The 23,567-nt window shown below is 73.3% G+C and carries 20 protein-coding genes; 10 read left to right on the forward strand and 10 right to left on the reverse strand.

What is annotated here, in order from left to right; genetic code table 11:
• Window position 1: 1 nt before the first annotated feature.
• Both O7546_RS11375 and O7546_RS11380 read right to left on the reverse strand, forming a co-directional pair.
• Window positions 2-412: a hypothetical protein gene (locus tag O7546_RS11375; protein ID WP_013477142.1), complete on the reverse strand. Its 411-nt coding sequence runs from the start codon at window positions 410-412 to the stop codon at window positions 2-4.
• A gap of 83 nt (window positions 413-495) precedes the next feature.
• Window positions 496-3,141 carry a DUF11 domain-containing protein gene (locus O7546_RS11380; protein WP_281600888.1) on the reverse strand — a complete coding sequence of 882 codons (2,646 nt, stop codon included), beginning with the start codon at window positions 3,139-3,141 and terminating at the stop codon, window positions 496-498.
• A gap of 205 nt (window positions 3,142-3,346) precedes the next feature.
• Here O7546_RS11380 and O7546_RS11385 point away from each other — a divergent pair, with 205 nt between their 5' ends.
• From O7546_RS11385 to O7546_RS11405, 5 genes are all read left to right on the forward strand, one after another.
• Window positions 3,347-4,909 carry a phenylacetate--CoA ligase family protein gene (locus O7546_RS11385; RefSeq protein WP_281600889.1) on the forward strand — a complete coding sequence of 521 codons (1,563 nt, stop codon included), beginning with the start codon at window positions 3,347-3,349 and terminating at the stop codon, window positions 4,907-4,909.
• 3 nt (window positions 4,910-4,912) lie between these two features.
• Complete coding sequence (locus tag O7546_RS11390; RefSeq protein ID WP_104114793.1) at window positions 4,913-5,353, forward strand: DUF4188 domain-containing protein; 441 nt, start codon at window positions 4,913-4,915, stop codon at window positions 5,351-5,353.
• Window positions 5,350-6,432: a hypothetical protein gene (locus tag O7546_RS11395; RefSeq protein WP_281600890.1), complete on the forward strand. Its 1,083-nt coding sequence runs from the start codon at window positions 5,350-5,352 to the stop codon at window positions 6,430-6,432. Before O7546_RS11390 ends, O7546_RS11395 begins: the two co-directional genes overlap by 4 nt.
• A 2-nt stretch (window positions 6,433-6,434) precedes the next feature.
• Window positions 6,435-7,451 carry a nitroreductase gene (locus tag O7546_RS11400; RefSeq protein WP_194800026.1) on the forward strand — a complete coding sequence of 339 codons (1,017 nt, stop codon included), beginning with the start codon at window positions 6,435-6,437 and terminating at the stop codon, window positions 7,449-7,451.
• Between the two features lie 153 nt (window positions 7,452-7,604).
• A complete protein-coding gene (locus O7546_RS11405; RefSeq protein ID WP_281600891.1) occupies window positions 7,605-10,415 on the forward strand; it encodes a glycoside hydrolase N-terminal domain-containing protein in 2,811 nt (936 codons plus the stop codon).
• Between the two features lie 52 nt (window positions 10,416-10,467).
• On the opposite strand, the gene O7546_RS11410 is transcribed toward O7546_RS11405, so the two are convergent.
• Window positions 10,468-11,181 carry a hypothetical protein gene (locus tag O7546_RS11410; RefSeq protein WP_194800028.1) on the reverse strand — a complete coding sequence of 238 codons (714 nt, stop codon included), beginning with the start codon at window positions 11,179-11,181 and terminating at the stop codon, window positions 10,468-10,470.
• Between the two features lie 73 nt (window positions 11,182-11,254).
• Between O7546_RS11410 and O7546_RS11415 the strand changes: the two genes are divergently transcribed.
• Window positions 11,255-12,082, forward strand: coding sequence for a PIG-L family deacetylase (locus tag O7546_RS11415; RefSeq protein WP_194800029.1), 828 nt, complete (start codon window positions 11,255-11,257; stop codon window positions 12,080-12,082).
• A gap of 34 nt (window positions 12,083-12,116) precedes the next feature.
• On the opposite strand, the gene O7546_RS11420 is transcribed toward O7546_RS11415, so the two are convergent.
• Window positions 12,117-13,223 (reverse strand): glutamate--cysteine ligase, encoded by a 1,107-nt coding sequence (locus O7546_RS11420; protein WP_194800030.1) that lies wholly within the window; start codon window positions 13,221-13,223, stop codon window positions 12,117-12,119.
• A gap of 94 nt (window positions 13,224-13,317) precedes the next feature.
• Here O7546_RS11420 and O7546_RS11425 point away from each other — a divergent pair, with 94 nt between their 5' ends.
• On the forward strand, window positions 13,318-14,289 hold the full coding sequence (locus tag O7546_RS11425; RefSeq protein WP_194800031.1) for a hypothetical protein: 972 nt from the start codon (window positions 13,318-13,320) through the stop codon (window positions 14,287-14,289).
• A gap of 119 nt (window positions 14,290-14,408) precedes the next feature.
• Here the strand turns inward: O7546_RS11425 and glnA are convergent, their stop codons facing one another.
• Window positions 14,409-15,833: a type I glutamate--ammonia ligase gene (gene glnA / locus O7546_RS11430; RefSeq protein ID WP_194800032.1), complete on the reverse strand. Its 1,425-nt coding sequence runs from the start codon at window positions 15,831-15,833 to the stop codon at window positions 14,409-14,411.
• A 233-nt stretch (window positions 15,834-16,066) separates the two neighbouring features.
• Between glnA and O7546_RS11435 the strand changes: the two genes are divergently transcribed.
• Entirely contained in the window at window positions 16,067-17,851 is a 1,785-nt protein-coding gene (locus O7546_RS11435) for an N-acetylglutaminylglutamine amidotransferase (RefSeq protein WP_194800033.1), read from the forward strand.
• 19 nt (window positions 17,852-17,870) lie between these two features.
• Window positions 17,871-18,131 (forward strand): hypothetical protein, encoded by a 261-nt coding sequence (locus tag O7546_RS11440; protein ID WP_135239679.1) that lies wholly within the window; start codon window positions 17,871-17,873, stop codon window positions 18,129-18,131.
• 46 nt (window positions 18,132-18,177) lie between these two features.
• Here the strand turns inward: O7546_RS11440 and O7546_RS11445 are convergent, their stop codons facing one another.
• Window positions 18,178-18,348, reverse strand: coding sequence for a hypothetical protein (locus O7546_RS11445; RefSeq protein WP_194800034.1), 171 nt, complete (start codon window positions 18,346-18,348; stop codon window positions 18,178-18,180).
• Window positions 18,349-18,591: 243 nt separating this feature from the next.
• On the opposite strand from O7546_RS11445, the gene O7546_RS11450 reads away from it, so the two are divergent.
• On the forward strand, window positions 18,592-20,007 hold the full coding sequence (locus O7546_RS11450; protein ID WP_281600892.1) for an aldehyde dehydrogenase family protein: 1,416 nt from the start codon (window positions 18,592-18,594) through the stop codon (window positions 20,005-20,007).
• Here the strand turns inward: O7546_RS11450 and O7546_RS11455 are convergent.
• From O7546_RS11455 to O7546_RS11470, 4 genes are read right to left on the reverse strand one after another with little or no spacing between them, the layout of a single operon-like run.
• Window positions 20,004-20,738 carry a class II aldolase/adducin family protein gene (locus O7546_RS11455; RefSeq protein WP_194800035.1) on the reverse strand — a complete coding sequence of 245 codons (735 nt, stop codon included), beginning with the start codon at window positions 20,736-20,738 and terminating at the stop codon, window positions 20,004-20,006. The two genes, O7546_RS11450 and O7546_RS11455, sit on opposite strands and share 4 nt — an antisense overlap.
• Entirely contained in the window at window positions 20,738-21,604 is an 867-nt protein-coding gene (locus O7546_RS11460) for a thioesterase family protein (protein ID WP_269696746.1), read from the reverse strand. Before O7546_RS11460 ends, O7546_RS11455 begins: the two co-directional genes overlap by 1 nt.
• On the reverse strand, window positions 21,601-22,464 hold the full coding sequence (locus O7546_RS11465) for a beta-ketoacyl synthase N-terminal-like domain-containing protein (RefSeq protein WP_194800036.1): 864 nt from the start codon (window positions 22,462-22,464) through the stop codon (window positions 21,601-21,603). Before O7546_RS11465 ends, O7546_RS11460 begins: the two co-directional genes overlap by 4 nt.
• On the reverse strand, window positions 22,461-23,567 hold the full coding sequence (locus O7546_RS11470; RefSeq protein ID WP_281600893.1) for a beta-ketoacyl synthase N-terminal-like domain-containing protein: 1,107 nt from the start codon (window positions 23,565-23,567) through the stop codon (window positions 22,461-22,463). Before O7546_RS11470 ends, O7546_RS11465 begins: the two co-directional genes overlap by 4 nt.

The following is a 23,567-nucleotide window of genomic DNA, read 5'->3' on the forward strand; positions in this document are numbered from 1 at the left end:
GCTACCGGTCCGTCGGCCGCTTCGGGGCCGGCGACGCCAGCCGGTCCGCGAGGCCGTTTGCCACCTCGGGCGCCAGCCGCGCCAGATTGAGTACGGTGTCCAGCGCGTCGTGCGCGTCCGACGTGTACCGCCGGATCACCTCGCCGCGCTGGTCGTCGGCCATCTTCAGTTGCCCGACCACGGTGTCGATCAGGGCGTGCCCGTCGGTGCGGACCCGGGCGACGAGTTCGTCGAACGCCTCCGGGTCCACGCGCCGGCTCTCGGTCAGCTTCTCCTCGAGCCGCCGGGCGCCGGCCAGCCCCGCCGCGAGTTCCTCCTCCAGCACCGTGGCCGCGTGGGTCACGGTCTCCGAGGTCTCCTCGGCCACCTTCTCGAAGCGCTCATTCGTGCGCTCACGCTCCACGTTCTCCATGCGGCGGAGTCTCCACCCGGCTCCGGGCGCCGGGCTAGGCATGTGTCGCGATGGTGACTGACGGTAATGACCGCAGGTGGTGGTCAGGGGTGTCGGCGCGAGCGCCGGGTCAGGACCAGACCGGCGACCAGGAGTACGCCGAGGGCCACGGCGGCGAGCCCGATCGAGGTGATGACCGCCGTGCCACTGCCGGTCACCGGCAACGGCGGGATCGGCTTGTGCGGCCCCGGCTTGGGCGGCTTCGGTGTGGGCGGTTCCGGTGTCGGCGGTGTCGGGGTGGGCTGCACCGGCCCGGCGACGACGACTGTGGCCGAGCAGCTCGGGGTGCAGCCCGGGTCGGTGGCGCCTTCGGGTGGTGTGACTGTGGTGGTGTTCGTGAGGTCTCCGGTGGTGTCGGCGGGCACGGTTCCGGTGATCGTGTAGGTGAGCGTGCCGCCCGCGAGGACGGTCACCGTGTCGGCGATGTTGCCGGTGCCGGAGGTGGTGCAGGTGCTGCCGGTGGACGCCGCACACGTCCAGGTGAAGCCGGGCAGCGGCAGCGGGTCGGTGACTGTGACGCCCACGGCGTCGGACGGGCCGCCGTTGGTGACGGTGACCGTGTAGGTCAGGGGAGTACCCGGCACGTACGGGCTGGGTGCCGCCGCCTTGGTCACCGCCAGGTCGACGGTCGGCCGGCCCGGGGTCACGACCGTCGCCGTGCAGTTCGGCGTGCAGCCGGGATCGGAGACACCCTCGGGCGGGGTCACGGTGGTGGTGTTGGTGAGGTCGCCGGTGGTGCCTGCGGGTACGGTCCCGCTGATCGTGTAGGTGAGCGTGCCGCCGGCGAGCACGGTGACGGTGTCGGCGAGTTCCCCGCTGCCGGAGGCGGTGCACGTGCTGCCGGTGGACGCCGCGCAGGTCCAGGTGAAGCCGGGCAGCGGGAGCGTGTCCGTGACTGTGGCGCCGACGGCGTCGGACGGCCCGCCGTTGGTGACGGTGACCGTGTACGTCAGCGACGCCCCCGGCACGTACGGGTCAGGGGTTGCCGTCTTGGTGACGGCCAGGTCGACGGCGGGTGCCGCCGGGGTCACCACCGTCGCGGTGCAGGTGGGCGTGCAGCCGGGGTCGGAGACCCCGTCGGGTGGGGTGACCGTCGCGGTGTTCGTGAGGTCGCCGGTGGTGCTCGACGGCACGGTCCCGCTGACCGTGTACGTGAGCGTCCCGCCCGCGAGCACGGTCACGGTGTCGCTGATGTCCCCGGTGCCGGAGGCGGTGCACGTGCTGCCGGTGGACGCCGCGCAGGTCCAGGTGAACCCGGGCGCCGGCAGGGGATCGGTGACGGTGGCGCCGACGGCGTCGGACGGCCCGCCGTTGGTGACCGTGACGGTGTACGTCAGCGGTGCGCCCGGCACGTACGGGTTCGGGCTCGCCGTCTTCGTCACGGCCAGGTCGACGGTGGGGATGACCTGGAGCGTGGCGGAGCCGGGCGGGTTGATCCCGAGGATCGTCGGGAAGTTGCTCTCACAGCCGGGGATCGGCGTGCCGTCCGGCCCGGCGCATCCGGTGTTCGTGTACGAGCCGACCACGTCCGCGGTCACCTCGACGGAGACGGTGCAGGACGCGACGCCCAGGCCGATGTCGCCGTCGAAGACCACGGAGGTCGCGCCGGCTGCCGCGGTCACCGTGGCGTCCGAGCAGGTGGTGTTGTTCACCCCGGTCGCGGTCACGCCTGCGGGAAGCTCGTCGGTGAAGCTCATCCCGTTCTTGGCCTGCAGGTCGTCGGTGTTGGTGACGGTGAACGTCAGGGTGGACGTCTGCCCCTGCCCGATGGTGGCCGGGCCGAACGCCTTGTCCAGTTGCGGGGTCACGTCGACGATCTGGGGGAGGTCGAACGCCACGTCGTTGCCGACGCCCGTGGCGGTGGCGTTGTAGAGACGCAGGCCCAGCGTCGGGGTGTCGTCGACCGGGAGTTGGATCGCCGTGGACTGGAGCTTCGCGATGTAGGTGCCGTTGATCACCACCGCGCTGGGATCCGTGCAGGGGTTGAGACCCTCGGCGAGGACCGTCGGCACCTCGTTGAGCATCAGCTCGAACCGCTCGCTGGCCCGCGCGGTACCCGGGACCTGGCAGTTCGTCTCCGCGAAGATCGCCGAGACGGCGTAGAAGTGGCCGCCGACCGCCGGGATGGTGTTGCTGTCGGTGTCGAACTGGTAGCCGGCGGCCTGCACTCCGCCGATCCCGTTGGAGAACTCGGTGAGGGCCTGGTTCGTCGTCGCCTCCTCGTCATTCTGGCCCTGGAAGACCCCCATGTCGTGGACCATCTGGCCGATCGTGGTCCAGGCGCGGCTGCGGGCGCACTGGTCGTTGTCGGTCACGGGCGGGTCGCCGCCGTTGGGCGGGAGCGGTGACGTCTGCCGCATGATCCAGCCGTTGCAGGCTCCGGCGCCGGGGCTCCACGCCGGGTCCGCCGTGTACGTCTCGCTGTCCGCGCCGCTGCCTCCCGGCCCCGGCACGTACACCGAACCGGGTGATCCGGTGTAGGAACCGATGCGGATCGGCGCGTCGACCGCGCTCTCGTTGGAGAAGTCCTCGGTGAAGATGGGAGTGCCGGGCTGGGGCACTCCTGGCTGGCCGGGAACGGTGGCCGAGGCGGGCGGGGGCGAGACCACCACCGCGAACGTCGACGACGACGCCAGCACGGCGAGCACCGCCAGCGCCGACGCAGGTCGCCACCATCCCTTGTGAACCATCTTCCTCTTCCCCCGTTGTGGCTGGTCGGAGCCGGAAGGCCTCGACGCTCACAGCGGTAAAGGTGCCAGGTCATTGCCCCTTAAGTCCGTCTTTTCATGATTCCTGCGTCCGCTCACGGCGGTCGGCCGGCTGGGTACGGGTACTCAGCGCAGTACCGTCCCGTCGCTCATGTGTCCGCGTCGCGGCGTCGACAGGATGCTTCTCATGGCCGAGACGCTGCACCGACACGCCGCTGCACGTACCGTCGACACGCCGTTGCCCGCCGAGGCCGCGCTGGCCCCCGCCGGCCGCGCGGTCGCCGCGCTGGCCCGGCTCGTCGCCCACCACCCCGCCGGCTGGCGCTGGCTGGCCCGGCGCCACCACCCGGTCCTCGACCGCCTCGCCGCCGCGAACGCGCGGTCGACCTGCGTGCGGGCGGCCCGGCGGGTGCCCGCCTACCAGGCGTTCCTGCGGGCCCGCCCGGGCGGCCTGCGCCGCCGGCTGCGGGACTTCCCGGAGACCGACAAGCGCGGGTACGTCATGGCGTACGACGCCTCGGCCCGGTGCCGGAACGGGCGGATGCCGGAGCGCGGCGTGGTGGTCGACGAGTCGGCCGGATCGTCCGGGCGGCCCTTCAACTGGCCCCGCGGCGAGCGGGAGCTGCGGGCGGTGCACCGCGACATCGCCGGCTACACCGGACTGGCGTTCCCGATGCGCCGCCCGTTCGTCATCAACGCGTACTCGATGGGCGCCTGGGCGACCGGCACCACCACCGGCGCGGCGATGGCCCGGATCGCCACGGTGAAGAACACCGGCCCGGACCTCGGGAAGATCGTCGACACGCTGCGCGAGTTCGGTCCCGGCCACGACTACCTGGTGACCGCGTACCCGCCGTTCCTCAAGCACCTGCGGGACCGGCTCGACGCCGAGGGCTTCCCGTGGTCGCGGTACCGGATCTTCGCCAGCTGCGGCGGCGAGGGCATGACCGAGGCGCTGCGCGACTACCTGGAGGAGCGGTTCGTGCGGGTGCGCTCGGCGTACGGGGCGTCGGACCTGACCATCGGCATCGGCGCGGAGACCCGGTTCACGGTGTGGCTGCGGCGGCGGCTGCGTACCGACGCGGGACTGCGGGCGGAACTGCTCGGCGCGGGGGAGCAGCGGCTGCCGATGGTGTTCCAGTACAACCCGTTCGCCACCTACCTGGAGACGAACGAGCGGCGCGAACTGCTGTGCACAGTGGCGAGCCCGGACGTGCTCCAGCCCCGGCTGCGCTACAACGTCGGTGACGAGGCGCTGCTGGTGCCGTACCGGCGGATCGTCGAACTGGCCCACGCCGACCCGGTACGCCGCGCCGAGTTCCGTACCGCGGTCGCCGAGGAGCGGATGACGCTGCCGTTGCTGCTGCTGTTCGGCCGCAGCGACTCCACCGTGTCCTACCTGGGCGCGAACCTCTACCCGCAGGACGTCGAGTACGGCCTCTACACCGGCAACCCGTACGCCGCCGAGATCAACAGGTTCTGCCTCACCCTGCACGAGGACGCGGCGCTGGAGACCCGGCCGGTGATCCACGTCGAGCTGCGCCGCCCGCTGGACAGCGCGGCCCGCGCGGCGCTCGCCGACGCGTGCCGCGACGGGGTACGCGCGCACCTCACCTCGGTGTCGCGGGACTTCGCGCAGTCCCTGGTGGAGGACCCGACCGCCGGTGACCTGCGGGTGGAGCTGCACGAACCGGACGGCGGCCCGTTCGCCGGCATGCAGAAGATCAAGAACGTCTACCTGGTGAGGTGAACGATGCGTACCCGTGACTTCTCCCGCGCCCCGGCGCAGGCCCGCGCCGGCGCCATGTTCATCGGCGGCACCCGGTACGCGAACCCGCTGGTGCTGCTGCGCCTGGCCCCCGACTGGATCCGGATGGTGCGCGACATGCGCCGGATGTCCGGCTACTGCTGGCACACCGTCTACTGGCAGTTCCCGCTGACGCTCGGCACCATCGCGTTCTTCACCGACCGGGACGCGCTGCTGCGCTTCGCCCGGACCCGGCACCACCGCAGGCTGATGATGTGGCTGACCGACGGCAACCGCAACGCCACCGCCGGGTTCATCCGGCTCTACACCGCCTCCCCGGACGGCTACTCAAACGGCGCGTGGCGGGCCGAGGACGGCGCGATGGGCCACATCGAGCGGTTCACGCCGCTGGGCGCGGAGACGACCGGACCGGCGGTGCGCCGGTGACCGGCCACCGGTTCGAGCGCGTCACCGGCCGGCGCGGCCTGCGCGACTTCCTCACCCTCACCGACCGGCTGTACGCGGACGAGCCCCGGTACGTGCCGACGCCCCGGCAGCAGATCCGCCGCTGGTGGCGCGACGGCGTGCCGATGTACGTGCTGCGTGACACCACCGGCACCGTGGCCGGGCGGACCACGCTGCACACCGACGCGGACCTCGACGCGAAGCTGGGCCGCCGGTGCCAGCTGTTCGGGCTCACCGAGTTCACCGCGTCCGCCGCCGGGCCGCTGTTCGACGCGATCACCACGCACGCCACACCCGGCCGGGACCTGCTGCTCGGGCCGGTGGCGCTGCTGCCCAACCAGGCCGGCGGCGTGATCACCTCCGGGTACGCCGACCGGGGTTTCGTGGACAGCGCGTGGAACCCGTCGTACTACCCGGACGCGTACGAGGAGAACGGGTTCACCGGGCGGTTCGTCTCCGACACCTGGATCTGCCCGGTGCCGCCACCGACCGGACCGCCGCCCGCGCTGGGCGTCCAGCCCGACGGCGCGCGGCTGGACCTGCACCACGGGGACACCCGGCGGCTCGACGAACAGCTCGACCTGCTGCGCGGGATGCTCAACGACTCCTTCGCCCAGCTCGGCTACTACACGCCGATCTCGGCGGCGCAGCTGCGGCGGCAGACCGACGGGCTGGCGTACCTGCTGGACGAGTCGCTGCTGCTCTACCTGACCCGCGACGGGCGGCCGGTGGCGTTCGTGCTCTGCGTGCCGGACATCAGCGACTTCCTGGTTGCTGTGCGCGGCGACCTGAACCCGGTCAACCAGTTCCGGCTGCTGGCGACCCGCCGCCGGTACCGCCGGGAGGCGGTGCTGATCGTCAAGGGCGTGGTGCCGGAGTTCCAGGGGCGCGGCTACCAGCGGTTGCTCTCCGCGCACCTGCACCGCAACCTGCACGACGGCGGCTACACGGCGCTGCGCAGCACGTACGTCGGGCGGGACAACCCGGCGTCGGCGGCCCAGTACCGGCGCCTCGGCGGACGCCCGCTGCACGGCTACACGTTCTATGCCAGGGAGCGGTGAGCATGGACCTCGCCGCGTTCCACGCGCTGGAGCCGCTGTGCTGGCGGGCCCCGAGCGCGCACAACACCCAGCCGTGGCGGCTGCGCTACGAGCGTTGGGCGATCACCGTCGGCTGGGACCCGGCCGACGCGCTGCCGGCGGGTGACCCGACCGGCCGGGACCTGCGGCTGTCGCTGGGCGCGTTCGTGGAGACCTGCCTGATCGTCGCGGCCGACGCGGGGCTGCGGCTGGACTGGGCCGCCGACCACGACGAGTCCGACCGTCGGGTGGGGCGGCTGCGTCCGGCACGGCAGCCGTACCGGACGCCGTTCCGCACCGCCGACGTGTGGGACCGGCGTACCCACCGGGGCCGGTTCACCGGCGGCCCGGACGCCGACGTGGTCGCGGCCGTGGACGCGGTTGCCCGCCGGGCCGGTGGCGCGGTCCGCGCGGTGCCGGCGGCCGGGCGGCTGCGCGCGCTGCTGCGCACGGCGGACCGGCACGTGTACGCCGACCCGGCGGTGGTCGCGGAGCTGCGCCGCTGGCTGCGCCTGGACCGGTCGGGCCCGCGCTACCGGACCGACGGGCTCAGTGACAGGTGCCTCGGGCTGGGCCGGGCCACGGCCACCGGGCTGCGGGCGGCGCTGGCGGCGTACCCGGCGTTGCGCCCGCTGGGGCTGCCCCGGCTGCTCGCCGCCGCGGGCGGTGATCCGCTGGCGCAGGGCGGCGGGGTGCTGGCGCTCGTCGCGCCGCCCGGTCTGGACGCGGCCGGGCAGGTCGAGTTCGGACGCGTGCTGATGCGGATGTGGCTGACGTTGCACACGGCCGGGCTGGCCGCGCACCCGCTCAGTCAGCTCGTCGACGTCGCAGCCACCCGGGACGCGCTCGGCGCGCTGCTGGACGTGGCGCCGGAGCGGATCGTGCACGTGGCCCGGGTGGGCCGGCCGGCCGTCCCCGCGCCCCGTTCGGCCCGGCGAGTGCGCCACGGATCGGATCTGTTAGCGGTAACACCCCTTGACGCAGTGTCACTTCATCCATGAGAGTCCATGTTGGCTGATGTGTCGCCCGGTCGGGAGCCCTGGGCGCGTAGTGGCAGGAATGCGGCGTCCGGGTGCGCGAGCGATGTCTGTTAGCGATAACAGCACCGTCGCGCACCCGGGCCCGCCCTCTGAACTGCGCGGTTGGGAGCAACCATGTCCGAAGTGACACGACGAAACATCATCAAGGCCACGGCGGCGGGCGCCGGTGCCGCGCTGGTGCCGGCCGCCTGGAGCGCCGCCGCGCGCGCCGGCTCGGCGGCGCCACCACAGGTGCTGGCCGCGAACGACCTGGCACTCTGGTACGACGAACCGGCCGGCACCGACTGGCTGCGCGCCCTGCCGATCGGCAACGGACGGCTCGGCGCGATGGTGTTCGGCAACGTCGACACCGAGCGGCTCCAGCTCAACGAGGACACCGTCTGGGCCGGCGGCCCGTACGACTCGGCGAACACCAGGGGCGCGGCCAACCTGGCCGAGATCCGGCGTCGCGTCTTCGCCGACCAGTGGACCTCGGCCCAGGACCTGATCAACCAGACCATGATGGGCAGCCCGGGTGGGCAGCTCGCCTACCAGACCGTCGGCGACCTCCGGCTCGCCTTCGGTTCGGCGAGCGGGGCGACGCAGTACAACCGGACGCTCGACCTGACCACCGCCACCGTCACCACCACGTACGTGCTCAATGGTGTGCGGCACCAGCGGGAAGTGTTCGCCAGCGCGCCCGACCAGGTCATAGTGCTCCGGCTGACCGCCGACCGGGCGAACGCGATCACGTTCTCCGCCGCGTTCGACAGCCCGCAGCGGACCACCGTGTCCAGCCCGGACGGCGCGACAGTCGCGCTCGACGGCATCTCCGGCTCGATGGAGGGAGTGAACGGCTCGGTGCGGTTCCTCGCGCTGGCCAACGCCGCCGTCACCGGCGGCACGGTCAGCAGCTCCGGCGGCACGCTGCGGGTGTCCGGCGCCACCAGCGTGACGGTCCTGATCTCGATCGGCACCAGCTACGTCAACTACCGCACCGTCAACGGCGACTACCAGGGCATCGCCAGCAACCGGCTGAACGCCGCCCGGAGCGTCTCCGTCGACCAGCTCCGTTCCCGCCACCGCACCGACTACCAGGCGCTGTTCAACCGGGTCACGATCGACCTGGGCCGTACCGCCGCCGCCGACCAGCCCACCGACGTACGGATCGCGCAGCACGCGAGCACGAACGACCCGCAGTTCGCCGCGCTGCTGTTCCAGTTCGGGCGGTACCTGCTGATCTCCTCGTCGCGGCCGGGCACCCAGCCGGCGAACCTCCAGGGCATCTGGAACGACTCGCTGACGCCGTCCTGGGACTCGAAGTACACGGTGAACGCCAACCTGCCGATGAACTACTGGCCGGCCGACACCACGAACCTGTCCGAATGCTTCCTGCCGGTCTTCGACATGGTCAAGGACCTCACCGTGACCGGCGCGCGGGTCGCCCAGGCGCAGTACGGCGCCGGTGGCTGGGTCACCCACCACAACACCGACGCCTGGCGGGGCGCATCCGTCGTGGACGGCGCGTTCTGGGGCATGTGGCAGACCGGCGGGGCCTGGCTGAGCACGCTCATCTGGGACCACTACCTGTTCACCGGCGACAGCGGATTCCTCCAGGCCAACTACCCGGCGCTCAAGGGCGCCGCCCAGTTCTTCCTCGACACGCTGGTCGCCCACCCGACGCTCGGCTACCTGGTGACGAACCCGTCGAACTCGCCGGAGCTGGCGCACCACGCCAACGCCAGCGTCTGCGCCGGCCCGACGATGGACAACCAGATCCTGCGCGACCTGTTCGACGCCGCGGCCCGGGCCAGCGAGGTGCTCGGCGTCGACGCCACGTTCCGGTCCCAGGTGCGCACCGCAAAGGACCGGCTGCCGCCGAGCCGCGTCGGTTCCCGGGGCAACGTGCAGGAGTGGCTGGCCGACTGGGTGGAGACCGAGCGGACCCACAGGCACGTCTCCCACCTGTACGGGCTGCACCCCGGCAACCAGATCACCAGGCGCGGCACCCCGGCGCTGTACGAGGCCGCCCGCAGGACGCTGGAGCTGCGCGGCGACGACGGGACGGGCTGGTCCCTCGCCTGGAAGATCAATTTCTGGGCCCGGCTGGAGGACGGCGCCCGCGCCCACAAGCTCCTGCGCGACCTGGTCCGCACCGACCGGCTCGCGCCGAACATGTTCGACCTGCACCCGCCGTTCCAGATCGACGGCAACTTCGGCGCCACCTCCGGCATCGCCGAGATGCTGCTGCACAGCCACACCGGCGAGCTGCACCTGCTGCCCGCGCTGCCGAGTGCCTGGCCCGCCGGGCAGGTCGCGGGCCTGCGCGGCCGGGGTGGCTACACGGTGGCGCTGACCTGGAGCAGCGGCCAGGCGGACGAGATCACCGTCCGCGCCGACCACGACGGCACGCTGCGCCTGCGGTCCCGCCTGTTCACCGGGAGCTTCACAGTCGCCGACGTCACCGACGGCAGCACACCCGCCACCACCCGGCCGGAGTCCGACGTCGTCGCGCTCACCGTCCGTGCCGGGCACACCTACCGGGCGGCCCGGCCCGGCGTGACGCCGTCGCCGACTGCGACTCCGACGTCCACGCCGTCACCGACTCCGACCCCTACCCCTACCACCAGCTCGCCGGCGCCGTCCGGCGCGCGTGCCACGTACGCGATCACCGGCTCCTGGTCGGGCGGCTTCCAGGCCGAGGTCACGGTGACCGCCGGCGCCACCGCGATCCGCGGCTGGACGGTCTCCTGGACGTTCCCGAACGGTCAGGTGATCAACCAGATCTGGAGCGGTACGCACACCCAGAACGGCGCGAACGTGACGGTGCGCAACGTCGACTACAACGGCTCGGTGCCGGCCGGCGGTTCCACCACGTTCGGCTTCATCGGCTCGGCGGGCGGCACCAACAACCCGCCGGCGAACCTCACCTGCACGACCAGCTGAGCATCCACGCGCCCCGCCGCGGCCACCCGGCCGGGGCGGGGCGTGCCGCCGGTCAGGCCAGCAGCGTCTCGCGCAGCCGCGCGCCCAGGTTCAGCTCGCCGACCACGCGGGGACCGGCCGGGTCGTACACGGCGATGCGGTGGTTGCGGCGCATCATCTCCCGCACCGCGGGAGGCAGCCGGGGCGGATCGTCCATCGTCGCGAGCACCCGCGCGCCGGTGCCCATCAGCCGCTCCACGAGCGTCGCGCTGTCGGTGTCCACACGCACCCGGCCGAACTCCCAGCCGGCCGTGGTCAGGTCGAGCACCTCGAACAGACGCGTCACGAACGGCTGCGGGTCGGTCACCCGGTCCAGCCGGTCGGCCCGCCCGCCGACCACCGCCACGGCGGCGCTGACCTGCGCGTACGGGTGCAGCCCGCTGGGCAGCGCGCCGAGCGGCCAGCGCAGCGCGGGCCCGGCCTCCTTCCACAGGGGCCGGTAGTTGCGGCGGTGCACCAACAGCCGCCGCCCGGTGCGCCGGAACACCTCCTGCGCCTGGGCCAGCAGGTCGGCGTGGGCCTGATCGGCGGCCTCGCAGACGATCCCGGCGGCCACCACGAGACCGTCGTCATCGGACAGCAGCCGGGTGATCGCGTCAGCCTGCTCCGGGAACCGGAGGCGGGCGTGCGCGCCGTAGGACCGCCGGACGTCCCGCAGCAGCTCCTGCTGACGTGCGGGGTCCAGTTCGACCCGTCCGCCACCGAGCAACCGCTGGAGCCAACCCATCGCGCCTCGCTTCCGTCGCCGTCTGCGGACCGGGCAATGCTAGTTCGTCGGCCGATGCTCGTATGGTGACGGGGTGACCGATCGATCCCTGACCCTGATGGCGGTGCACGCGCACCCCGACGACGAGGCGACCAGCACCGGCGGCGTCCTGGCGCGCTACGCGGCCGAGGGCGTCACCACGGTGCTCGTGACGTGCACCGACGGGGGGTGCGGCGACGGTCCCGGCGGGATCAAGCCGGGCGACCCCGGGCACGACCCGAAGGCCGTGGTCGAGATGCGCCGCGCCGAGCTGGCCGTGAGCTGCGAGGCGCTGAAGGTCACCCACCTGGAGACGCTCGGCTACGGCGACTCCGGGATGATGGGCTGGGCGACGAACGACGCGCCCGGCGCGTTCTGGAACACGCCGGTGTCCGAGGCGGCCGACCGGCTGGCCGAGCTGATCCGGCGCTACCGCCCCGACGTGGTGGTCACCTACGACGAGAACGGCTTCTACGGCCACCCGGACCACATCCAGGCCCACCGCATCACGATGGCCGCCGTCGAGCAGACCGCTATCCCGGCCAAGGTCTACTGGACCACCGTGCCGCGCAGCGCGTTCCAGCAGTTCGGCACCGTCATGCGGGAGATCGGGGTGGAGTTCCCCGAGCCGGAGGCGACCGACGAGATGCCGGCGCTGGGCCTGCCGGACGACGAGATCACCACCTGGGTCGACACCAGCGGATACGGCGGGCAGAAGTTCGCCTCGCTCGCCGCGCACGCCAGCCAGGCGGAGAACATCTTCTTCCTGCGGCTGGGGCAGGAGCGGTTCACCGAGCTGATGGGCATGGAGACGTTCGTGCGGGTGCGGGACACCACCGGCGCCGCCACCCCCGAGGACGACCTGTTCGCCGGGTTGCGCTGACCGGTCGCCGGTCCGGTCCGGGGAGGTCATCGACTCACGTCGAGACGGTCTGCGCGGCCAGGTGCGCGAGCACCACGCGGATGTCGCCGCCGGTGTCAGCCATGACCTGACGCTGCCGGGTGGCGCCGGTGCCGTCCCGGCGCACCCGGTCCAGCTCGCGCCGGACCAGGTCCAGGTCGCCGTGGCGGGTCAGCGCGGGCGTGACGGTGACGAACAGGTCGTCGACGAGGTCCCAGGCGGGCCGGGGCCGCCCGGTGCGCAGGTCGACCAGCTCGCCGTCGACGCCGTCGTGGGCGGCCCGCCAGTGCGCGGCGGCGACCAGGCAGTCCCGGATGCGGGGTGCGGGTACGCCGGCGCGGACGTCGTCGATCAGGGTGGCCACGAGCGCCCGGACCAGCCCGGCGACCAGCACCGTGTCGTCGACGGTGGGACACACGTCGCCGACCCGGACCTCCACCGTCGGGTACGACGCGGACGGGCGGGCGTACCAGTAGACCATCGCGGCGTCGAGCATGATCCCGGCGGTGATCAGGTCCGCCACCGTGGCGTCGTAGTCGGCGGCGGAGTCGAAGTGCGGTGTCGGTCCGATGCTCGGCCACCGTTCCAGCTGCATCGAGCGCCAGCTCGCGTGGCCGGTGTCCCGCCCGTCGTGCAGCGGCGAGTTGGTGGTGAGCGCCTGCACCACCGGCAGCCACTGGCGCAGGTGGTTGCAGACCTGCACGGCGAGTTCCCGGTCCGGGACGCCGACGTGGACGTGGCAGCCGCAGACCGCCGGGTCGTGGGCCACCGGGCCGAACCGGCGGGACATGTCGTGGTAGCGCTGCTCGTCGGGCACCGTGCGGTGGGCCTCGCAGACCGGGGTGGCGCCGACGGCGACCAGCTGCGCCCCGGCCGCGTCGGCCGCCCGCGCGGCCGCCCGGCGCAGCGTGACCAGGTGCTCCCGCAGCTCTCCGAGATCGGGGCTGACCGGCGTCACCATCTCGACCATGCTGTGCCGGAACTCCTGCCGGCTCTGCTCGCGGGCGGTGCCGGAGAGCGCGCCGCGTACCCGGTCGGCGACCGGCATGCTCTCGCCGGTGGCCGGGTCCAGCAGCAGGAACTCCTCTTCCACCCCGAGGGTCAGGACGTGAGGCGGAGTCATGTCCCGACGGTACGAGGGCGGGGGCCGGCCCGAGGCCGTTTCCGCCGACCACCGCCCCCGCGGGTGGCGGCACGCAGAGCGGCAGAATGACGAGGTGACCTCACCTGGTGTCTCCTACGGCGACCTCGACCTGCTTGCCGACGCTGGACGCTGGCACGACCTGCTGAGGTTCGCTGCCACAGTCGAGGCGGGGCCGGTCGACCAGCGGCGGGAGACGGCGCACGTCGTGGCATTGGAAGCGCCGGCCGGGATCGCCGCCGCCGCAGCCGAACTGTTTCCCGGCGATGACAAGGGCTCCCCGGGGCCCCTGTGGGAGGTGGTAGCCCAAAACCACACGTGGCGAGAACTGACCCCCCATCTGGCCGACCCACGCACGCGGCATCTGACAGCCCACACTCGCGTGCTGCACGGCGAGGATCTCCGTGCGGCCGCCGACCTCGATCCACAGCTGCTCGATGCCCCGCTGTGCCTTCTGCCGTGGGAAGCCGCCAACTGGTACAGCACCTTGGACATCCCCGAGTACGACCGGTCCGGCAGTTCGGGATGCACCATCTGGGCCTGTCCGAGCCAGTTGGCCGACCCGAAGCCGCTACCCGTGACCACCGTACGGCCGGCACAGCACGCCGCGGTGGCACTCCTCGGCCGCTTGTCACCGGCTACCCAGGCGTACGCGTTCCACGGAACCGCATGGGAGGCGGCCTCGGTGGTGGCCACCGACCAGGCCAGGATGCCCAGGGGCCAGCGGTGGCAGGGCCTGCGGGGCCGCCAGGGATCACAGGTTCCCTTCGCCGATGTCTACCCCAGCCTGGTGCACCTGGCCACCGGTGAAGGGCCTTACGCGCGTCGGACCGGACAGGCGCTCGGACGGACGGCTCTCTGGAAGGCACTCGCCGTCATGGCTGACGTGACCCCTGCCGCAGGGGCGGGCAGCGTCAGCGCGTTTGTCGAACGCCTGCACTGCGTCGTCTGGCAGGAGCCCGACGACGAGATCTGGTACCTGCACCTGGCGATGGAAGACCCGGCGCAGGGCATCGCCTGGGTCCTCACCGGCAACGACTTCGACTGACCGGACAGCGACCGTCAGCGCATCGGAGCGGCGGCCATGCCCGCTGTGAGCCGAGCATGACCGCCGTCCGCGAGGTCGTGCAGTGCTTCTGTTGATCCGGGTCAGCGCCGTGATCGGTCTCAGCAGTCGAAGTAGAGCGCGAACTCGTGCGGAGTGGGCCGCAGCCGGACCGGGTCGACCTCGTTGGCGTTCTTCCAGTCGACCCAGGTGGAGATCAGGTCGGCGGTGAAGACGTCGCCGTCGAGCAGGTAGTCGTGGTCGGTCTCCAGCGCCGCCAGTGCCTCAGGCAGCGAGCCGGGTACCTGCTTGACGTCGCCCCACTCCTCCGGCGGCAGGTCGTACAGGTCCTTGTCGATCGGCGCCGGCGGCTCGATCTTGTTCTTGATGCCGTCGAGACCGGCCATGAGCATGGCCGAGAAGGCCAGGTAGGGGTTGCTGGACGGGTCCGGCACCCGGAACTCGACGCGCTTGGCCTTGGGGTTGCTGCCGGTGACCGGGATGCGGGTGCAGGCGGAGCGGTTGCGCTGCGAGTAGACCAGGTTGACCGGCGCCTCGAAGCCGGGGACGAGACGGCGGTAGGAGTTGACGGTCGGGTTGGTGAAGGCGAGCAGCGACGGGGCGTGGTGCAGCAGGCCGCCGATGTACCAGCGGGCGGTGTCGGACAGGCCGGCGTAGCCGGTCTCGTCGTAGAACAGCGGTTCGCCGCCGCGCCAGAGGCTCTGGTGGGTGTGCATGCCGGAGCCGTTGTCACCGAACACCGGCTTGGGCATGAACGTCGCGGTCTTGCCGTGCGCCCACGCCTCGTTCTTGATCAGGTACTTGAAGAGCTGAAGCTCGTCGGCGGAGTGCAGCAGCGTCGAGAACTTGTAGTTGATCTCGGACTGCCCGCCGGTGCCCACCTCGTGGTGCGAACGCTCCACTGTGAAACCGGCGTCCACCATCCGGCGGACCATGCTGTCGCGCAGGTCGGCGTAGTGGTCGACAGGCGGCACCGGGAAGTAGCCGCCCTTGTAGGCGGTCTTGTAGCCGCGGTTGCCGCCCTCCTCGACCCGCCCGGTGTTCCAGGCGCCCTCGATCGAGTCGATGTAGTAGAACGACTGGTGCGCCGAGGTCTCGTGGCGGATCGAGTCGAAGATGTAGAACTCCGCCTCGGCGCCGAAGTACGCGGTGTCGGCGATGCCGCTCGCCGCCAGGTACGCCTCCGCCTTCTTCGCCACGTTGCGCGGGTCGCGGGAGTACGCCTCCCGGGTGAACGGGTCGTGGACGAAGAAGTTCAACGCGACGGTCTTCTGCGTGCGGAACGGGTCCACGAACGCGGTCGCCACGTCCGGCAGCAGGAGCATGTCCGACTCGTGGATCGACTGGAAACCGCGGATCGACGAGCCGTCGAAGGCGAGACCGTCGGTGAAGACGCTGTCGTCGAACGACTCGACCGGCAGGTTGAAGTGCTGCATCACGCCGGGCAGGTCACAGAAACGTACGTCGACGAACTTCACGTCCTCGTCGGTGAGGTATCGCAGGAGTTCCTCGGAATTGGCGAACACACGTCCTCCTGGCAGGCGTCGTTGATCCTGGCCACGTCCCGTGGCCGGACCACCCGGGGACATGGCCCGTACCGCCACCGTACGACGGCTCGCCGTGCCCGGCTCGCCAACCGCCCATCAGGGTTTCCTTCGCCACAGGCCGGGTAGTCGCCGTACCCGGCGGACCGCCCGGGAGACGACGTGGCGGGAGGTTGGCGTGGTGGGTGCTGCTCGACTGACCGGCGGACGCTGAGATGTGCGGGATCAGCGGTGAGGCCAGACTCGACGGGGCCACCCCCGACGCGGCCGCGGTGACCCGGATGACCGCCGCCATGCGCTCCCGCGGGCCGGACGGCGAGGGCGCGTGGAGTGACGGCTGGATCACCCTCGGGCACCGCCGGCTGACAGTGATCGACCTGTCCGAGGCCGGCGCCCAGCCGATGGTCCGTGACGACCTCGGCCTGGCCCTGGTCTTCAACGGCTGCGTCTACAACTACCCGGAGCTGCGCGACGAACTGCGCGCGGCCGGGCACACCTTCCACAGCACCAGCGACACCGAGGTGATCCTGGTGGCGTACGCGCAGTGGGGGGAGCGATTCGTCGACCGCCTGGTCGGCATGTTCGCGGTGGCGCTGGTGGACCGGCGGCGGCGATGCCTCGTGCTGGCCCGCGACCGGCTCGGCATCAAGCCGCTCTACCTCGCCGAGTCGCCCGGCCGGCTCCGGTTCGCCTCCACGCTGCCGGCGCTGCTGGCCGGCGGGAACGTCGACACCGGCATCGACCCGGTCGCGCTGCACCACTACCTGTCCTGGCACTCGATCGTGCCGGCGCCGCGCACGATCCTGCGCGGCATCCGCAAGCTGCCCCCGGCCACCGTCCGGGTGGTCGAGGCCGACGGGCGCAGCCGCGAGCGCGTCTACTGGCGGCCCGAGTACCGGCGCGACCCGGCCCACGAGGGCATGGACGCCGCCGACTGGCGGGCCGCCGTCGGGGACGCGCTGCGCACCGCCGTACGCCGCCGGCTGGTCGCGGACGTGCCGGTCGGGGTGCTGCTCTCCGGTGGCCTGGACTCCAGCATGATCGTGGCGCTGCTGGACGGCGCCGGACAGCACCACCTCCAGACGTTCAGCATCGGGTTCGACAGCCGCGGCGACGAGAGCGGCGACGAGTTCCACTACTCCGACCTGGTGGCCCGCGCGTTCGGCACCGACCACCACCGCATCCGGCTCGCCGACGGCGACCTCGGCCCGGCCGTGCGCGCCACCGTGGCGGCCATGACCGAACCGATGGGCAGCCACGACGTGGTGGCGTTCTACCTGCTCTCCGAGCAGGTCGCCCGGCACGTGAAGGTGGCGCAGTCCGGCCAGGGCGCCGACGAGGTGTTCGCCGGCTACGGCTACCACCACCGGCTGGCCGACGCGGCCCGCGACGACGCGACGGCCGGGTTCACCGCCGCGTTCTTCGACCGCGACCACGCCGAGCTGACCGAGGTGGTCGAACCGGCGTACGCCTGCGACGGTGACGCCAGCGGCGAGCTGGTCGCCGCCGACCTGGCCGCGCCGGGCGCGCAGACCGCCGTGGACGCCGTGCTGCGCCTGGACACCCACCTGATGCTGCCCGACGACCCGGTCAAGCGGGTGGACAGCATGAGCATGGCGTGGGGGCTGGAGGTGCGTACGCCCTTCCTCGACCAGGACCTGGTCACGCTCGCCGCGGCGTGCCCGCCTGAGCACAAGCTGGCCCAGGGCGGCAAGGGCGTGCTCAAGGAGGCGGCCCGCGAGGTGCTGCCGGCCGAGGTCATCGACCGGCCCAAGGGTTACTTCCCGGTGCCGGCGCTGCGCAACGTCGACGGTCCCGTGCGAGAGTTGGTGGTCGAGGCGCTGGGTGCGCCCGAGGCGCGCCGGCGCGGGCTGTTCCGCCGGGCGTACGTCGACGAGCTGCTGGCCGAGCCGGACCGGGCCCAGGCCGCCGCCGGCAGCAACAAGCTGTGGCAACTGGGCCTGCTGGAGCTGTGGTTGCAGACGCACGGCGTGAGCTGAGCGGGGCGGGAGAAGCACTGTGAAGTTCGTCATCGAGAGCGAGGCCGACGGCAGTGTGGGGTTCACCGTCGTCGGTGGCGACGGTCAGCTGCTCGCCACCGGGGCGCCCTGCCCGGACAAGGGCTCGGCGCTCGCCGTGGTGGGGGAGCTCATGCACGGTCTGGGCGACGCCTGCGTCGAGGACCGCACCGAGGCCGGCGCCGGGCCGGTGGCCGGCACCCGCACCGAGATCGGCGACGACATGTCGGACATCGGCCGCTCCGGCATCCCGCCGGTCTGACCGCGGCACGTCCCGCCCGGCCGGAGGGCCGGGCGGGGCGGTGTGCTCACCGCTCGTCGTCGAGCACGTCCGTGTGGCCGTCGCGGGTGACCGTGGGCGGCAGGTGTTCGTCCGGCTGGGGCGCCTCGGCGAGCGTGTGGTGCGGGTCGCCGTCGGGCGAGAACAGCACCCGATCGGTCTTGCGGGTCTTCTCCTGCTCCTCCTCCGGCTCCGTCACCGCGTTCTCCCTCCGCTCACCGGCGCCTCCGGCAGGCCGCCCCTCGTCCCACGCTAAGCGCCGGACGAGCGCCGGGAGCGGGTTTCCGCGCGACGGCCCCGACGCTCGACGGACGGGGAGCGCACGGACCGATCCGACTCTCATCATCCGCGGAGCGCCGCGGCGGGACAACGTGCACGCTGCCCACCCCGCACACCCGCGGATACGCTGCCAGCCGCAGGCACCAGCGACGGAGGGGCAGCCGTGGCGCTGACGATGACCGTCGACGGCCGCCCGGCCGCCGGCGCCGGAACCTTCGACGTCGTCGACCCGGCCACCGGCGCGGTGTTCGCCACCGCCCCGGCCTGCCCGCCCGAACTGCTCGACCGGGCGATGGCCGCGGCGACCGCCGCGTACCCGCAGTGGGCTCACGACGACGAGGCGCGGCGCGGCGTGCTGCGCGCCGCGGCCCGGGCGGTCCTCGGCGCCGTCGCCGACCTCGCCGCGCTGGTCACCGCCGAGCAGGGCAAGCCGCTGGCCGAGGCGACCACCGAGGTACGCGCCGCCGCCGCGTGGCTGCACTACTTCGCGGGCATCGAGACCGGACCACAGATCGTCGACGGGCGACGCGACACCGCGATCGTCACCGCGCGGCCCCTCGGCGTCGTCGCCGCCGTCACCCCGTGGAACTATCCGCTCGCGCTCGCCGCCTGGAAGATCGCTCCGGCGTTGCGGGCGGGCAACACCGTGGTGCTGAAGCCCTCCCCGCACACCCCGCTCGCCACGCTCGCCCTCGGCGAACTGCTGCGGGACCTGCTCCCACCCGGCGTCCTGAACGTGGTGACCGGGCCGGACCCGCTCGGGGCGCGGCTGTGCGCCCACCCCGTACCCAGGAAGATCACCTTCACCGGGTCGACAGCGACCGGCCGGCGAGTAGCGGCGGAGGCCGCCGCCCGGCTCCGGCGGGTCACGCTCGAACTCGGCGGCAACGACGCCGCGGTGGTGCTCGACGACGCCGACCCGGCGCGGATCGCCGATGACCTGTTCTGGGCGGCCTTCACCAACAGCGGCCAGATGTGCATGGCGGTCAAGCGGGTGTACGTGGCCCGGCCGGTGCACGACGCGCTCGTCGAGGCGCTCGCCGACCGCGCCGCCACCGTCCCGATGGGCCCCGGCGCCGACCCCGGTGTCCGGCTCGGCCCGGTGACCACCCGGGCCCAGCGGGAGTACGTGGCAGGGCTCGTCCGCGCGGCCGTCGCCGGCGGCGCGACGGTGGCCGCCGGTGGTCGAGCCGCCGGCGGGCCCGGTCACTTCCATCCGCCCACCGTCCTGTCCGGGGTGTCCGACACCGACCGGGTCGTCACCGAGGAGCAGTTCGGGCCGGTGCTGCCGGTGCTGGCGTTCGACGACGTCGAGGAGGCGCTCACCCGGGCCGACGCGACACCGTTCGGCCTGACCGCCTCGGTCTGGTCGGCGGACCCGGACCGGGCCGCCGCGGTGGCCGCCCGCCTGGACGTGGGCCAGGTGTCGGTGAACGCGCACGCCGCCGGGGTCCGGCCGGACCTGCCGTTCGGCGGGCGGAAGGACAGCGGCCCCGGGGTCGAGAACGGACACTGGGGACTGGCCGGGTACACCCAGCCGCACGTCCTGGTCCGGCCGCCCTCGGATGACCAGCCCTAGTCGAGCAGGTCCGGCTCGGCGTGCACGACGTCCTCGTACATCGGGCGGAAGTTCAGCCGGCCCAGCCCCGGCGTGCCGATGGTGGCCCGGGTGAGACGGGCCTCGGCGGGCGCGATCGGCACCGGCGTGCCGGCCGCCTCCGCCGCGAGCTGGATCCGGCAGCAGCGGTCCATGCTGAAGAACCACCAGGCCGCCTCGTCCACGCTGCCGCCCACGGTCAGCAGGCCGTGGTTACGCAGGATGACCGCCTTGCCGGGGCCGAGCGCCGTGGCGATCCGGTCCGCCTCGTCGCGGTCGAGGACCACCCCGGAGTAGCCGTCGTGCAGGCCGTGGTCCTCGTAGAACGCGCACGCGTCCTGGGTCAGCGGGTCGAGCAGCCGGCCCAGCGTGGCGAACGCGCGCCCGAACACGCTGTGGCTGTGCGCGGCCGCCACGACGTCCGGGCGGACCGCGTGGATGCGGCTGTGGATGGCGTAGCCGGCCGGGTTGATCGTGCCCTCGCCGTCCACGACGGTGCCGTCGGAGTCCACCAGCAGCAGGTCGCTCACCCGCAACCGGCCGAACGAACGGCCGAACGGGTTGATCCAGAACCGGTGCGGCTCGCCCGGGTCGCGGACGGTGAGGTGACCGCCGGCGCCCTCGTCGAAGCCGTACCTGTGGAACAGCCGCAACGCCGCCGCGAGGCGCTGCTTGCGGCGCAGCCGCTCCTCCGCGACGCTCCGGGCCCCCATCACGCCCTCCCGAGCAGCGCGGCGACGACCTCGTCGTCGAACTCGGCCAGCCGTCCCGCGTCCGGGCCGCGGCTGATCGCGTACCCGTGCAGGATGCGGGCGTGGGCCACCGGCACGCGCTCGCCGTCACGCCGCACGGCGAAGCGGACGTCGGCGTCGAACATGGTCCCGCGCAGCACGTCGGTGACGGTGAACGTGGTCTCGATCTCCTCCTCCATCCGTGCGGCGGCGAGGACCCGCACGGACGCGCGGGACACGACCGGGATCCAGCCGCGCACGTCGAGCATCCGGCCGACCGAGATGCCGCGGGCCGCCAGGAACCGGTCCACCACCTCCTCGACCGCGCGCACGTAGCCGGAGTGCTGCACCGGCTGCGAGTACTGGCAGTAGAAGTACGGTGCCCGCCACCGCCACTCGAACGGCGTACCGGCCGCGTCGCCGGCGGGTGCGGGAGCGTCCGCCCGGACCTCGGCCACGACCGGCACGTCACCGGGGACCGCGACGTCGACGGCCGGGCCGGTCCGGACCAGCGCCGCGCGGACCCGGCCGCGCAGCACCGGCACGCCGCGCGCGGTCAGCCGTACCGCGAACTCGCCGCCGCCGCGGTGCCGCGCCTCGGCGGTCACCTCGTCGTCCACGTCGAGCACCGCCGGTAACTGCACCGAGGCGTCGGCGATCACCAGGCCGAGGCCGTGCTCGTGGTACAGCCGCGAGGGCCCGGCGCCGCGCTCGCGGAACCAGGCGAGCACCGCCTCCTCGGCCAGGTACATGAAGTGTTTGAACCCCACCCAGGTACGGATGTTGGCGCCCTCGAAGCGGGGGCGCAGCGCCACGGTGGTGGTCTCGTCCGGCAGGACCGCTGTCACCGGGTCTCCTCTCGACTGTCGGATCGGGGCGCGGGCCCGGGGTCCGGCGCGGCGCGTACCGTGACCGCGCGGAACCCGTCCTCGTCGTCGCCGCAGCGGACCTCCACGACCGCCGGCCCGCCGGGCGCGCGCAGGGCGTCCGCCGCCAGCGCGACCGGGACCAGGCCGTCGGCGCCGTAGTGGCCGCCCCCGCCGCCGGTGCCGTGGCCGTCCGGCGGGTCACCGGGCACCGTCCGCACCGGACCGACCACCAGGTGCGGCGCGGGCACCCGGTCGAGCGGCTCCAGCACCAGGCAGGCGGCGCCGGCACGCAGCGGACCCGGGCGGCCCGGGCGGGTCGCGTGCAGCGCGACGGCGATGTCGTCGTCCGGCTCGGCGCCGACCACCACCACCCGGCCGGCCCGGCCCGCCGCCAGCAGCCGCAGCCCGGCGGCGAGCGCGTCCAGGCCGGAGGTGGCGCCGGAGCAGCACATCAGGTTCGGGCCGCCGAAGCCGAACCAGATCGCCACCGAGCTGGCCACCACGTTGGGGGAGGCGTTCGGCGCGGACAGCGGGGACACCGCCCGCCAGCCGTCGGCGCGGGCGGTGGTGACGATCCCGGCGACGGTGCCGACGTTGCCCAGGTTGCTGCTGGCCACCACCGCCGTGTGCGGGTCGACCCGATCCGGCGGGGTGCCGTCGCCGTCGGCGCGGCCGAGCGCCCGGTGCACCGCGCACAGGGCCAGCCGGGTCGCCGTCTCCTTGTACAGCAGTCCCTTGCGCCCGAGGACGGTCCGGGCCCGCTCCGCCGGTGGCGCGTCCGGCCCGGGCAGGTACGCGTACCAGGCGGTGAGTGCCGCCGCCGGCCCGGAGGCGGTCATCGGGCGGCCTCGACGAGCGTCACCGCGTTGACCCCGCCGAAGCCGAACGCGTTTACCTGCGCCAGCGTCGCCCGAGTCCGGGCCGGACGGTCGCGGACCAGGTCGAGGCCCTCGGCCCCGGGCAGCGGCGTGCGCAACCCGGCGATCGGTGGCACCACCCCGGCGCGCAGGCAGCGGACGGCGACGTCGAGACCGTGCAGCGCGGCGGTGCCGGAGGTGTGCCCGATCGCGCCCTTGAGGCCGGTGACGGTGGTGGGGCCGCCCAGCGCCACGAGCGCCGCCGCCTCCGTCGGGTCGTTGAGTGCAGTGCCCGTGCCGTGCGCCACCACCAGGCTTGCGTCGGCCGGCTCCCGGGCACCTCGGGCGTACGCGTCGTCCATCGCCCGGCGCACACCCTCGGCCGACGGCGCGGTCTCGTGGTACGCGTCGCAGGACAGTCCGGTGGCGACCACCCGGGCCAGCACGCGTGGCGCCAGCCCGGCCCGGGTCACCACGAGCGCGGCGGCCCCCTCGCCCAGCAGGACGCCGGCCCGGTCCCGGTCGAAGGGGCGTACCCGGTCGGCGGGCTCGTCGGCGACCCGGCCGATCATCGCGAGCATCGACTCGGTCATCGCGTCGGTGGCCGCGACGACGACGGCGTCGGCCTCACCGAGTTCGATCATGTCCTGCGCGAGGGCGAGGACGTGCCCGCCCGCGCTGCACGCGTTCGCGACGGTGACCGCGCCGGGCACGCCGGCGTCCGCGACGGCGGACCGGAAGTGCAGCCCGCCCGCGCGGAACGGCGCCCGGTCGGCCACCGCCCGCTCGACCGCGCGCAGCTCGCGCAGCCCGGTGCCGACAAGCGCCGCGACGCGGTGCCGGGCCGGGTCGAGCGCCGCGTCGGCGAGCGCCCGCCGGACGCAGTCGCGCAGCCAGCCGGCGGCGGGCCACAACTCGCCGCCGGAGCCGTCCGGGATCGGATAGCCGTGCCGCACGTGCACGGCGGCCGGGTCGTAGCCGGACAGCGGCGCCACCCCGCACCGGCCGCCGAGCAGCGCGGCGAACGTGGCGTCGCCGTCGCCGAAGCAGGTCCGCACCGCGCTCGCCGCGATCTCCACCGGCAT

Origin of the sequence: Micromonospora sp. WMMA1976 (assembly GCF_027497335.1) — a bacterium.
Lineage (GTDB): Bacteria > Actinomycetota > Actinomycetes > Mycobacteriales > Micromonosporaceae > Micromonospora > Micromonospora aurantiaca.